Source organism: Acinetobacter sp. NyZ410, assembly GCF_022828975.1.
Taxonomy (GTDB): Bacteria; Pseudomonadota; Gammaproteobacteria; order Pseudomonadales; family Moraxellaceae; genus Acinetobacter; species Acinetobacter guillouiae.
Genome location: NZ_CP094620.1, coordinates 3,432,771 through 3,445,285 on the forward strand (window position 1 = coordinate 3,432,771; position 12,515 = coordinate 3,445,285).

The 12,515-nt window shown below is 38.3% G+C and carries 12 protein-coding genes and 1 tRNA gene; 8 read left to right on the forward strand and 5 right to left on the reverse strand.

Annotated elements, in window-relative coordinates:
• Positions 1-19 precede the first annotated feature (19 nt).
• Positions 20-1,033 carry a lipoyl synthase gene (lipA, locus tag MTO68_RS16275; RefSeq protein ID WP_004717052.1) on the forward strand — a complete coding sequence of 338 codons (1,014 nt, stop codon included), beginning with the start codon at positions 20-22 and terminating at the stop codon, positions 1,031-1,033.
• Between the two features lie 71 nt (positions 1,034-1,104).
• Here lipA and MTO68_RS16280 read toward each other — a convergent pair whose 3' ends face one another.
• The gene (locus MTO68_RS16280) at positions 1,105-1,524 is read right to left on the reverse strand and encodes a hypothetical protein (RefSeq protein WP_239045238.1); all 420 of its coding nucleotides are present in this window, start codon (positions 1,522-1,524) and stop codon (positions 1,105-1,107) included.
• Positions 1,525-1,795: 271 nt separating this feature from the next.
• Positions 1,796-2,299, reverse strand: coding sequence for a hypothetical protein (locus MTO68_RS16285; protein ID WP_244013487.1), 504 nt, complete (start codon positions 2,297-2,299; stop codon positions 1,796-1,798).
• A 545-nt stretch (positions 2,300-2,844) separates the two neighbouring features.
• Here MTO68_RS16285 and uraH point away from each other — a divergent pair.
• Positions 2,845-3,246 carry a hydroxyisourate hydrolase gene (uraH, locus tag MTO68_RS16290; RefSeq protein WP_081407419.1) on the forward strand — a complete coding sequence of 134 codons (402 nt, stop codon included), beginning with the start codon at positions 2,845-2,847 and terminating at the stop codon, positions 3,244-3,246.
• 79 nt (positions 3,247-3,325) lie between these two features.
• Here uraH and MTO68_RS16295 read toward each other — a convergent pair whose 3' ends face one another.
• On the reverse strand, positions 3,326-5,029 hold the full coding sequence (locus tag MTO68_RS16295; protein WP_244013489.1) for a M61 family peptidase: 1,704 nt from the start codon (positions 5,027-5,029) through the stop codon (positions 3,326-3,328).
• 178 nt (positions 5,030-5,207) lie between these two features.
• On the opposite strand from MTO68_RS16295, the gene MTO68_RS16300 reads away from it, so the two are divergent.
• From MTO68_RS16300 to MTO68_RS16315, 4 genes are all read left to right on the forward strand, one after another.
• Entirely contained in the window at positions 5,208-6,476 is a 1,269-nt protein-coding gene (locus MTO68_RS16300) for a D-alanyl-D-alanine carboxypeptidase PBP6B (protein ID WP_239045235.1), read from the forward strand.
• A gap of 127 nt (positions 6,477-6,603) precedes the next feature.
• Positions 6,604-7,890, forward strand: a complete 1,287-nt coding sequence (locus tag MTO68_RS16305; protein ID WP_004717064.1) for an NAD(P)/FAD-dependent oxidoreductase — start codon at positions 6,604-6,606, stop codon at positions 7,888-7,890.
• 143 nt (positions 7,891-8,033) lie between these two features.
• Complete coding sequence (locus tag MTO68_RS16310; protein WP_004717066.1) at positions 8,034-8,516, forward strand: peptidylprolyl isomerase; 483 nt, start codon at positions 8,034-8,036, stop codon at positions 8,514-8,516.
• 109 nt (positions 8,517-8,625) lie between these two features.
• Positions 8,626-10,062 carry a deoxyribodipyrimidine photo-lyase gene (locus MTO68_RS16315; RefSeq protein WP_244015988.1) on the forward strand — a complete coding sequence of 479 codons (1,437 nt, stop codon included), beginning with the start codon at positions 8,626-8,628 and terminating at the stop codon, positions 10,060-10,062.
• Positions 10,063-10,094: 32 nt separating this feature from the next.
• On the opposite strand, the gene MTO68_RS16320 is transcribed toward MTO68_RS16315, so the two are convergent.
• The gene (locus MTO68_RS16320; RefSeq protein ID WP_244013490.1) at positions 10,095-10,574 is read right to left on the reverse strand and encodes a hypothetical protein; all 480 of its coding nucleotides are present in this window, start codon (positions 10,572-10,574) and stop codon (positions 10,095-10,097) included.
• Between the two features lie 246 nt (positions 10,575-10,820).
• Here MTO68_RS16320 and MTO68_RS16325 point away from each other — a divergent pair.
• A tRNA-Asn gene (locus tag MTO68_RS16325) sits at positions 10,821-10,896 on the forward strand.
• A gap of 90 nt (positions 10,897-10,986) precedes the next feature.
• Here the strand turns inward: MTO68_RS16325 and MTO68_RS16330 are convergent.
• Entirely contained in the window at positions 10,987-11,904 is a 918-nt protein-coding gene (locus tag MTO68_RS16330) for a LysR family transcriptional regulator (protein ID WP_096734753.1), read from the reverse strand.
• Between the two features lie 71 nt (positions 11,905-11,975).
• Between MTO68_RS16330 and MTO68_RS16335 the strand changes: the two genes are divergently transcribed.
• Positions 11,976-12,515 carry a RidA family protein gene (locus tag MTO68_RS16335; protein ID WP_227548088.1) on the forward strand — a complete coding sequence of 180 codons (540 nt, stop codon included), beginning with the start codon at positions 11,976-11,978 and terminating at the stop codon, positions 12,513-12,515.

Sequence of the window (12,515 nt, forward strand, 5' to 3'; positions counted from 1 at the left end):
AACAGTGGAAAAGTTGAATATGTCAGAGAACCGTAAACCAGAACAGGGTGTCAAATTACGTGGCGCGGAAAAAGTTGCTCGTATACCTGTAAAAGTTATTCCCACGGTTGAAGCACCACGAAAGCCGGACTGGATTCGTGTCAAAATGGCTGCGCCTGATGAAGTTCAACGAATCAAAACCACTTTACGTGCACAGAAATTACATACTGTGTGTGAAGAAGCAGCTTGTCCTAACCTTCCAGAATGTTTCGGTGGTGGTACTGCAACCTTTATGATCATGGGTGATATTTGTACCCGTCGCTGTCCGTTCTGCGATGTTGCACATGGTCGTCCAAATGCACTTGATCCTGATGAACCTCGTCATATGGCAGAAACCATCGCCAATCTCGGTTTAAAGTATGCAGTGATTACCTCTGTAGACCGTGATGATCTTTTAGATGGTGGTGCGCAACATTTCGTTGATTGTATTCAAGAAGCACGTCAACTCAGTCCAAAAACATTATTAGAAATATTGGTTCCTGATTTTCGTGGTCGTATGGATATTGCACTGCGTATCATGACTGAATGTCCACCAGATGTATTTAACCATAACATCGAAACGGTACCTCGCCTCTATAAAGCGATGCGCCCGGGTTCAGACTATCAACATTCTTTAAACTTATTAAAAATGTTTAAAGAATACTGCCCTGATGTGCCAACAAAATGTGGTTTGATGGTGGGTATTGGTGAAACCGAAGAAGAAGTGATTGCCCTGTTAGATGATCTACATGCACACGGTGTTGATTATGTGACAATTGGTCAATACTTACAGCCTTCTAAAGAACATGCACCAATTGACCGTTTTGTCACACCAGAAGAATTTGAGCGTTATACTGCACACGGTCACAAGCTTGGTTTCAGAAATATCTGGGCTGCTCCAATGGTTCGTTCAAGCTATTTTGCAGATCGTCAATATTATGGTGAACCTGTTCCAGTGGTACGTCGTAAAGTTGATCCAGCGAAAAAAATTGCGGTACAAGCCATCGAAGCTTAAGTCATCGTTCACAAATTTAAACGTCAAAAAGCACTCAATATTGAGTGCTTTTTGACAGATATTTTTAATCTTTAACGACACTTCCCTGTAGTTTTACCTTCAACACTGCTCATACTGCTTTGTAGTTTCGTCAGTGTGGAACATTGTAAGTTTCCTGAAATCATGGATTTATTTAAACTCAATGTTGACGATACCTGACCTGCAAGCACATCCCCCTCAACAGAAGAATTGACTAACTTTAATACTTTGGCTGTATTGGCTTGCACATTTCCACTCACTGAAGAATTATTTAAAATCAAACTCCCACCATTGAGTACATTCACATTTCCATCAACAGATGTACTATTTAAAGTACATGTTGCACCTGCTGGGACAGTTAAGTTTGCCACAGCATTATTGCTAATTGTACTTGAACAATTTGCAGCAAATCCAAGAGGAGCTACGCCTAAACCACATGCAATTGTGATGAGCTTTAAGAAACGCTTTTTCATTGACATTACCTTTTTGTATTATGAATTCAAAATTTAGAATAAATTTATTGTTGAATGATTTTAAAATATACAGTTAGAAAGTTTAATGACAAATATGTTGATTTCTTTTAACTGGGAATAATGAATATAAAAATGGATGACGCTTTAGCTTATTTGTCTCGTTTTACTGTTGTTGCAGATTTCGGTTGAAATAAATCATTGCTGATTTATCGACTTAGCGACTTTGACTGATTTCAAAATCAAAAAGCCGCTTAAAATTAGGGCGGTGTCGTTATTTTACTTTCTGCTTAAGTTCATCTAGATTCTGCTTGAGTTCCTTTACATAGTCTGCGTAATCCAACATTAAGCCCTTTCCTGCCAATTCATCAGGTAGTCCCTTTGTACAATACCAGTTGTCAGTCCACGTATGATTCTGCGGAAAATACATATTTCCTAACTCATTCTGAACTTCTGTTTTAAGGTGGACAATGAACTCCTGTGCTTTTGCTTCTCCCATTTGTTCGCTAAGCAACTTAAATAAGAGCTGTTGCAACTCTTTCTGATAACGTCCATGCTTTTGATTCCACTGATCATACAATCGTTGTAACTCAACTCTCGTCGAAGGATCAAATTGCTCACAGGACGCAAGCATATTTGAAATTAAGGCAGGTACATCTAAATAAGCCGTATATAAAAACTGTAGCTTGCCTGTACCGTCTGCACGTGCAACAGATGTCGCCAATAGCAAAACGCAACACAAAACTATCCGTGGAATGTTGAAAAGAGATTTTTTCATATTATATTTTCCTTCTCACTGTCGAATGTATGATTGCACATCGTGTTAGACCACGACAAAGTACATACTGGACTAGATTTAAGCACCAACTATAAATAGTTGATTAATATTTTATTTATATAAACTTAACAATAAGCTTTGACTATGCCATTTAAAAAACCACAAGGCTAAGGTTTGCTTCAGTTTTTTGACTGCCTCAAATCACATTATAATTAGTCGTATAAATCGCCAAGGACAGTATGTAAGTTTAAATCTGTCAAAATTTTTATAGGGTATTTATCCAGTCAAATCGGTTTCTCACTTATGCAAGCATCTAAATAAAATACGCATCATTTTTTAGACAGGCTCGTTTTGAGACCATTTCATTTGAAAACCTCTTAATAATACTATTTTATCTTTTTTAATTATCTATCTAATTGTTAAATAAAAATTATTTAACTCCCCATACATCGTTAAATTTTAACGATTAATATAATTTTACATTTTTTTAACGGCAACACTTCAACTTGACCTTAACATAGTGATTTTAGTCTTAGTAAAAATTGATGATGAAAAAATTAACTTTAGCTATTTCAGCAACCCTATTTTCTGGGCTTTGTTTTGCCCAAAACCCATTAAGCGTACATGTATTAAATCTTGAAAATGGCTTACCTTCAAGCAATGTTAAAGTCATTCTTGAAGCGCAACAAAAAGATAAATGGGTAAAAATTAATGAGGGAAGTACTGATAGTAATGGACGAATTTCATCCTTATACCCTGAAAACAAAGCCTTAGATAAAGGTGTCTACAAGGTTACTTTTCAAACAGGTGAATGGTTTAAACAAAATAACCAACGTGCTTTTTTCCCAGAAGTTCCTGTGGTTTTTGTGATTGATGGAAGTCTTGAACATTATCATATTCCTCTCTTGATTAGCCCTTATGGATATTCAACATATCGTGGTAATTGATTGATCATACCAAGTTAAATTTTAGGCATAAAAAAACCGATGTTTTTTTAACATCGGTTTTTCTTGATACACAACTTGATTAAGCCTTTAACCATTTCTCAGCTTTGGCTTGATCTAATACAGTTAACTCAACCGTAGTCAACGCAACTTCACCACCTTGCAACTCAAATTGTAAAAACTCATCACGACGGAATGCATAAACCGTAAATTGACCTTGCTGTTTTGCATATTGGTTTAAAAGTTTTTCAGACGCTTTTAAACCATCAATCGCAATGATCACATCATTGGCAGACAGACCTGCTTTTGCGCCAACACCATCACGACGCGCTTGCTGAATGATGACACCCTCAGCTTTTTCAGCAACTTTCAAACCAAATGGAAGTGCTTTTTCATTTTGCAAGCTATAGCTCAAACCAAATTCAGGGAACAATTGATCCAGTGGTAATTCATCTGTGGTATTAATCAAATGATTAATCTGTTCGATCCAATTATCGCCAGTCAGTTCATTACACAGTTCGACAATCGTACGCTCATTGACTTGCATGCCCTTTTGGGTATTTTCATACAAACGGCGCATTAACGCATCCAAACTAGAACCACGTAAACGTAGACCTAAATCTAAACTGAGTGCAACCAAACAGCCTTTATTGTAATAACTGGTTCCAGCATTATTTGAGTTTTCATCCTGACGATAAAATTTAATCCAAGCGTCAAAACTAGATTCTGAAACAGATTGAATAAAACGTCCCGGATTCTGTAGATAACGATCAATTTGCCCTTTTAGCAACTTTAAATAAGATGCTTGAGAAATCACACCACTACGATACAGAATCAAATCATCATAATAAGAGGTGAAACCTTCAAAAATCCATAACAGTGAGGTGTAGCCTTCCTGATCTAAATCGTAATTTGCAAAGTTTTCAGGGCGGATAAATTTAACCAACCATGAATGAAAATATTCATGACTACACAACCCAAGGAAGCGTTGATAATCCGTAGAAGGCTCTACAGGTTCATTTGCTTTAGGAAAATCATCACGTGGCGAAATCAGACTGGTACTATTCGGATGCTCTAAACCACCATAACTATTGCCAGTTGCCATGGTCATAAAAGTATAGTTTTCAAAAGGTGCTGAACCAAACATTGAAATTTCTGTACTACAGATTTTTTCAAGGTCTTGCTTCATACGCGCTGCATTCATTGTATGCTGACCAGAAACCACAAATTCATGTGGAATCCCATTCGCTTCAAAACTAAAACGGGTTTGATCCGCCAATTCAAATGGTGCATCAATCAATTGTGCATAATTGTTGGCTTTTAAGGTATAGCGCCCTTTCACCAAGCTTCTTGACTCTAAACCTGTGGCAATTTGAAAATGCTTTAATTCTTCAGGTAAAAATACTTCAACTTCGATTGCTGATTCTTCTTGGTCTTGCAACCCTAGGCAAATACAAGCAGGATTGACATATAAACGGGTTTGATCGACATATGCACCACGTACCGAAAGGTCATAGGCGTAAACATCATATTCAACAGTAATCAGTTCATGGTCGGTGTTATATAAACGCCATTTATTTTTTTCAAACTTATTAATTTGCAGTTGACGACCCGCTTCATCATAGGCTTTCACAGATTCGATATGTTTAGAAAACTCACGGATCAAATAGCTACCAGGAATCCATGTAGGAAGTGACAAAACTTGAGTAGGGTTCGCCAGAAAGCGCAATGTGACATGAATGAGGTGCTGACGATAATCGTCAAATTCAATCTGATAATGCAACATAAATATATATTCGAAAATAGACAGTGAGAAATTACCAATTAGATTAGCATTTTTTTACAAAGTCAGGCGATTTTAGTCGCAATTCTCTACGATTCTGACTAGCGAAGAGTGCAAAAAAGGCATAGCATTCGCAAAGTTTATGCACTCTTGCCATAGGATTGGCTTAAAGGTAAATCTGTTGAAAATTCTTGCTTCTTTTATCGCGATAACTGGCTTGGTTTGCTCCACGTTTGTTAACGCCGCTTTACTTAATATTAATCCGCAATCTGTTGAAGCTGAAGCTTGGACAATATTAGATACACAATCGGGTCAAACCATTGCTGAATATAATAGTCATGTACAGCGTGCCCCAGCATCCATGACCAAAATGATGGTCGCCTATATTGCGTTGAAAGAACTCAAAGCAGGTCATATCAAAAAAGAAGAGATTATTACTGCAACCCCTGTAGTTCAGATCGTGCAATGGGATGAATCTCAAATGTACCTGAAGCAAGGTGAGCAAATCTCAATTGACCAACTTCTTGCTGGATTGATTGTGATGTCTGCCAATGATGCAGCAGTAACGCTGGCAGAACGTATCTCAGGTAGTGTACCTGCATTTGTTGCTCGTATGAACCAAGAAGCACAAGCCTTGGGAATGAAGGATACTCATTTTGCCAACCCTCCGGGCATTACCATGCCTGATCATTTTTCGTCAGCACATGATATGGCGATCTTAGGTCAAGCAGTCACATCACAAACCCCTGAATATATGCATTATTCAGTGATGCCAAGTTTTAGTTATAACCAACATTTTCATCATGCCACCAACCTTGTTTTAAAGTCTGATCCAAGTGTAGATGGTTTAAAAACGGGTTTTACTAAAGCAGCCGGCTATAACTTAGCACTGACAGCGCATCGTCCTTCTGCTATTACAGAGTCTCCTGATCGTCGTTTAATTGTGGTGGTGATGGGTGCAAAAAGTGCAGTTAAACGCGCGGAAATTGCACATAAACTGTTAAACTTGGGCTATGCCTACACCCGTGATGAAGTCGCAATTAAAGACAAACAATTGATTGCTGAGCTTCCTGTAGTTAAATCCACCTTAAAAATGTTTAAGGTTGAAGCAAAAAAACCTCAACTCATTACCACATCTTTATATAACGATGCGACACCAATTGATTTAGCGACTTTTGATGTTGTAAATAGCCGTATCATGAAAACTGAGGCAAATGGTCTCTTGGCAGCAGTTGAACCGCTTACAACAACTCAAACCCATTTGAATGTTGAACTGAATGAGACATCACTTACCGCACCTTTAGAAAAGATCATGCATTTGGCAAAAGTGAATGTTTACCAAAACAATCAACTGATTCAAAGTTTTGATATTGAAGATGAAGTGCATATTGAACAAGCCTCTTGGTTTGAACGTTTAATGGAATGGATCAAGTCGATTTTTGGAATTTAATTAAAACCAACCAATTTAGTTAGATTTATTATAATTATGTAACCTGTAATACAAAAAAAACCTAAACAATTAAATAGAATGGCATATTTATGCCATTCTATTTTCATAACAACAATTTAGGTTTTCTATGTCAAATCTACATCATATCGTGATTGTTGGTGGTGGCGCTGGTGGTTTAGAACTGGTGACACAACTCGGTGATACGCTTGGAAAGAGTAAAAAAGCCAAAATCACCCTTGTTGACCAAAAACTCACCCATATCTGGAAACCATTGCTGCATGAAATTGCAGCTGGCACCATGAACCCAAGTGATGAAGAAACCAATTATTATGCGCATGCAGCCAAGCATCACTATGAATTTGTCTTGGGTCGTTTTGAACATTTAGATCGTGATAACAAAACCATCGAGCTCAGCAAAACCCAAACCAGTAAATATGAATCCAATCAAGAGCAAATCACCCTGCATTATGACACCTTAATTCTGGCTGTCGGCTCAGTCTCCAATGATTTTAATACGCCTGGGGTTAAAGAGTTTTGTCATTATCTCGACAGTCGCCAACAAGCAGAAGTCTTCCAACAGGACTTACTGCACTTGTATTTAGATGCTCAAAATAAAAATATTGATCGTGAATTACACATTGCCGTGATTGGTGCAGGCGCAACAGGTGTTGAACTTTCAGCTGAGTTGGTTCAAGCCAAACAGAACTTTTATAAATATGGTTTAAATAAAATTAACCCAAACAATGTCAAAATTACTTTGGTTGAAGGCGCTGATCGTATCTTACCTGCACTTTCTGAAAAAATGGCTGAGCATGCCACACAGCAATTACAACGAATGAAAATAGATGTATTAACGGGCAAACGTGTTGAAAAAGTAGATGCTGAAAAAGTCTATTTTAGTGATGGCACATCCGTAGAAGCACAATTAAAAGTTTGGGCAGCAGGGATAAAAACCCCTAAAGTAATTGCCAACTTAGCAGGCTTTGAAAAAGATCGCATGGGGCGTTTAAACGTATACGCAACCTTACAGACTCAGGCTGATCCAAACATTTTTGCCTTTGGTGATTGCGCCCACTGTATCTTAGATGCAAGAGAAGCACCACTTGGTCCACGTGCACAAGTCGCAAGTCAACAAGCTTCGTTTCTTGTAGATGCAATGAATGCACGTATCAAAGGGCGACCACAGCCAATGTTCCAGTTCGCAGACAAAGGCTCACTGGTATCACTCAGTGAAAATAAAGCGGTCGGTGAGCTACTTGGTCAGGTCAATGTTCAAGGTTTCGTGGCAAAATCGATGTATGTGTCTTTATATCGTATTCATCAAGCGACGATATATGGCTATGCTCATGCAGGCTTGTTAACAGCTAAAGATTTTGTTACACGAAAAATCGCGCCAAAAATAAAATTGCATTGAAATTTAAGTTTTTGCCCATATTTATGAAAAAATGGTCAAAATACAGATGAAAATGCAATTTTTTAGTAATTTTAGTCTACAAAAATTGCTTTTCACTTTATGATGTAGCCTTAAAATTATCGATTACCGAATGGATCAATAACATGACTGCTATTGCAAATAACAACGTGGTTTCTTTCCACTATACGCTGACTAACGCTGAGGGTGAAACTCTCGATAAATCACAAGGTGAACCACTTGCATATTTACATGGCGCAGGTAACATCATTCCTGGTTTAGAAAAAGCTTTAGAAGGTAAAACTGTAGGTGACAAATTTACAGTAACTATCCCAGCTGCTGAAGGTTATGGCGAATACAACCCTGACCTCGTTCAAGAAGTTCCTGCTCAAATGTTCCAAGGTGTTGAGAACATTGAAGCTGGTATGCAGTTCCAAGCTCAAACTGATGATGGTGTTCAAATCGTTACTGTTAAAGCAATCGAAGGCGACAACATCATCGTTGATGCTAACTTCCCATTAGCTGGCCAAGATCTTACTTTTGAAGTTGAAATCGCAGAAGTTCGTGATGCTTCTCCAGAAGAATTAGAGCACGGTCATGTACACGGTGCAGGTGGTCATCACCACTAAGATCTGCTTGATCTGATCGAAAAGGCAAAGTTTTTACTTTGCCTTTTTTATACGTATTGGTTTAAATTGATGAAAACCTAGTGTGAATGAATCCATTCCTATCAATCCTATGCAAAAACAACTTCTTTGGTTCCGTCAAGACTTACGTATTCAAGACCATACTGCCCTATGGCATGCAGCGCAAAGCGGTCCTGTAATTGCACTGGTGATTCTTTCACCTGAACAATGGCGAATGCATGACGATGCACCGATTAAGCTTGATTTCTATTTACGTCAAATTCAAGCCATTCAACAAGAACTTGCTTCTATTCAAATTCCGCTGATTATCCGCAGCATCCCCTTATGGGAAAACATTGCAACAGAGATCGATCAACTGTGTCAAAAACTGGACATTGAAAATGTACACGCCAATATTGAGTGCGGTGTTAATGAATTAAATCGAGATTTCCAAGTTCAAACACAACTGAATCAAAGTAACCGTGATTTGGTTTTATATCATGATCGCACTCTGTTCCCTGTCGGTTCAATTCGCAATAAATCCAATCAACCCTATCAAGTCTTCGGTGCATTTAAAAAATACTGCTATGAACAACTGAGCATTTCGATCCCACAATGCTTCCCTATTCCAGAGACTCAAGCCTTAAATGATGCAATAGATGTGGGCGAGTTGAATAACAATAGCCTGCCGACTTTGGCCGAGCTTGGTTTTACATTCGATCCGAATCAGATCAACAAACAGTGGCAAATTGGCGAACAATATGCCTTGAATGTCTTGGATGAATTTATTGAAAATAAAGTCCGTCATTATCAACTCGAACGTGATTTCCCCCAAATTGAAGCCACCAGCCAGCTTTCAGCCTATTTAAATATAGGCATCCTTTCAATTCGACAATGTTTCAATGCCCTCTTTCGAGCACAATTTGGACATTTTTCTATTGATGATGTTGGTCAACAAATATGGCTCGATGAGCTACTTTGGCGTGAGTTTTATCAGCATATTCTGTTTGATTTCCCGCGTGTGTCAAAGCACTTGCCCTTTAAAATGCCCACACAGCAGCTACAATGGCGCGATGCTGCAAATGATTTAAGCGCTTGGCAAACTGGTCAGACAGGGATTCCTATCGTCGATGCAGGTATGCGCCAGTTACTTCACACAGGTTGGATGCATAATCGGATCCGCATGGTTGTCGCCATGTTTCTCACCAAGAACCTATTGATTGATTGGCGTTTAGGTGAGCAATGGTTTATGCAACATCTTATTGATGGGGATTTGGCTGCCAATAACGGTGGATGGCAATGGTGTGCATCCACAGGAACTGATTCCGTACCTTATTTCCGTATTTTTAACCCTATCAGCCAATCGCAGAAATTCGATGCACAAGGTGACTACATTCGACAGTGGGTTCCAGAACTTGCACATTTAGACGCAAAAACCATTCATGAACCTTATGCAAAAAATCCCAATATTGAGCTCAATTATCCAAAGCCAATTGTGGATTTAAAACAAAGTCGTATTCGAGCAATTGAAGCTTTTAAGCAGATTTAAAGTCACACTTAAAAGCGTTCTCAATGCGTTGATTAAATCGCTTGTTGAAACAATTTAAACGGATTTTGAGGATGGTTTTTTGGGCGTTCAATCGATTCAAAATAGCAGTAATATTTAAAGATGCGATCCAAAGAAACATAAAGCACTTTTTGTTCTGAAACTGACCAGATTTGCGCATGGTTAGAACCTGATAAGGTACTTCCACTTAATTGGAACAGATAAAAATCTTGTGTCCGTTGAACTGGTTTTTGAGTAGCTTGCGTGTCTGAACTTGATGAAATCTGACTGGATGAATTTAATAATCGACATGGTGTATTAATGAGCCATTTTTCACTAAACCAAAGCTGCAACAGATCGCCCAAATACAGTTTTTTTTCAGTAAATGGCCAAACATCTAAATAGGCTTGTTCAACTTGGATAAAATATTGTTCAGGATCTTGCAAGATTGAAAGGTAATTTTCTTGGTAGACTGAGAAATTTTCAAAAATTTGAGAAATAGTAAGCGTATTCATTCGCTGTCTCCTATTTAGCCATTTAGTGCTGGCAAGTTGGTTTTAAATCCACACTGTTTAAGTCAAACTTAAACACTCTTTATGGTTTTAATCTAACAAGACCGTTTCACTATTGCAACTGTCAGAATCAATTTTTTTAAATTATCTATAGATTGCTCAAATAAAAACCATACAGTGTACAAATGAAGAAAAGATGACAGGAAAGGCTTGACCCATAAAGATATATCCTTATAATCGCATTCAGATTCTCCAATAGCTCAGTCGGTAGAGCGACGGACTGTTAATCCGCAGGTCCCTGGTTCGAGCCCAGGTTGGAGAGCCAAATTCTAAAAGCCCACTCATTGAAGTGGGCTTTTTTTATTTCAGGACTAGACACAGCATGTGACAAATAGACAAGAATACCCATTCACTTTTATAAGTTAGTATCATTCCATGTTTGTTGCTGGAAAAATTCAGCTAACTCTTCAATAAAAACGCGTACACGAGCAGGCATGACTTTTTGCGCCTGCCATACAGCATAAACGTCTCGAATCGGTAATTGCCAATCAGGAAGTACCCGTTTTAATCTGCCTGAATTCAAGGCATCTTCACATTGAGTCAGTGGAACATAACTTAATCCTAGTCCCTGCTCTGCTAGATTTACACATAAACTGATTTCATTCACTTTCAAACGATAGGACTGAATTTTAAAGGTATGACTGTGTTGATGTTGCCTAAGTTCAAGTTGTTCTAAGGGAGATGCCAATAACCAGTCTTGTTGATCTAAATCTTGTGGTGTCTGAATGAGATGCCGATCTAAATAATCTGGTGATGCCACAATACAGGTTTGAATGCTCCCCAAGCGCTTTTGAATATAGGCACTATTGGCCATTTTACCTACACGTAAGGCGAGATCGGCACCTCGCACCATTAAATCATCTAAAGCATTGTCCAGTTGTAATTCGAGTTCAATTTCTGGATATCTTTGTAGAAAAGTATTCCAAAACTGTTTTAACGGAAATATGGCTAGATTCATTGGTGCTAGAATTTTGATTTGACCTTTAACCTGTGTAGTTTCTTCTTTTATTTCATGGGTATTTTGCAGTAGCGCCCGAACTAAGGGCTGACAGCGATCGTAGTAACGCTGGCCTTCCTGAGTCAATTTCAAACCTCGGCTGTTTCTGTGTAATAGCTTACACCCCAAACTCTCTTCTAATTTTTGCAAGCGACGTGTCAGTGTAGCAGCAGGTACATTCTGTTGTTGCGCAGCCCGATTAAAACTTCCCGCCCCAACAATTGCGATAAATAAACTCAGATCATCCAACATTTCATTTTTGGAATTTAAAACCATCAATAATGACTATTCTATAAAAAATGAAATTTAAGCACAATCTCTCTAGTGTTTTTTCATAGGCTCAAAATATGTCATCTCAATTTTACATATTCGCTATTTTATTGGGTCTGTTCTTTAACAGTCCTCTCACACATGCACAAAATAAAAATTCATCTGAGGTCACCATGCAGCAGCAGCACGCATCAGCACCAAATACCTTATTACGCCCTATCAACCCAACATACGCCACAATTCCCAATGTTTCACAAGCAATCGTTGTAGAACAGGGGCAACCGATGTACTTATCTGGGCATGTCCCTATCACAGAAAATGGCGATATCTTACAAGCCGGTCTTGAACAACAACTGTTCTTGGTTTTTCAAAATATTGAAAAAACATTACATCAAGCGAATGTGAGTACTCAACAACTGGTCAAACTAACCATTTATGTCCGTAATTTACAACCTGATCAGCTTACAATAATTCGTAAAGTTCGCGATCAATTTATTCATTCTGAATTACCACCAGCAAGTAGCCTGATTGGTGTTGCACAATTATTTCATCCAGATGTTTTGGTTGAAGTCGAAGCTATTGCCGTGATCCCCTCAAATAAAAATTCAACTTTTTAG

Excerpts from the sequence above, each read along its gene's own strand:
- uraH (WP_081407419.1), top strand. The coding sequence starts at position 2,845 with ATGATGAAAAAATTAACTTTAGCTATTTCAGCAACCCTATTTTCTGGG.
- MTO68_RS16310 (WP_004717066.1), top strand. The coding sequence starts at position 8,034 with ATGACTGCTATTGCAAATAACAACGTGGTTTCTTTCCACTATACGCTG.
- MTO68_RS16285 (WP_244013487.1), bottom strand. The coding sequence starts at position 2,299 with ATGAAAAAATCTCTTTTCAACATTCCACGGATAGTTTTGTGTTGCGTT.
- MTO68_RS16305 (WP_004717064.1), top strand. The coding sequence starts at position 6,604 with ATGTCAAATCTACATCATATCGTGATTGTTGGTGGTGGCGCTGGTGGT.
- MTO68_RS16295 (WP_244013489.1), bottom strand. The coding sequence starts at position 5,029 with ATGTTGCATTATCAGATTGAATTTGACGATTATCGTCAGCACCTCATT.
- MTO68_RS16315 (WP_244015988.1), top strand. The coding sequence starts at position 8,626 with ATGCAAAAACAACTTCTTTGGTTCCGTCAAGACTTACGTATTCAAGAC.
- MTO68_RS16335 (WP_227548088.1), top strand. The coding sequence starts at position 11,976 with ATGTCATCTCAATTTTACATATTCGCTATTTTATTGGGTCTGTTCTTT.
- MTO68_RS16320 (WP_244013490.1), bottom strand. The coding sequence starts at position 10,574 with ATGAATACGCTTACTATTTCTCAAATTTTTGAAAATTTCTCAGTCTAC.
- MTO68_RS16280 (WP_239045238.1), bottom strand. The coding sequence starts at position 1,524 with ATGAAAAAGCGTTTCTTAAAGCTCATCACAATTGCATGTGGTTTAGGC.
- lipA (WP_004717052.1), top strand. The coding sequence starts at position 20 with ATGTCAGAGAACCGTAAACCAGAACAGGGTGTCAAATTACGTGGCGCG.
- MTO68_RS16330 (WP_096734753.1), bottom strand. The coding sequence starts at position 11,904 with ATGGTTTTAAATTCCAAAAATGAAATGTTGGATGATCTGAGTTTATTT.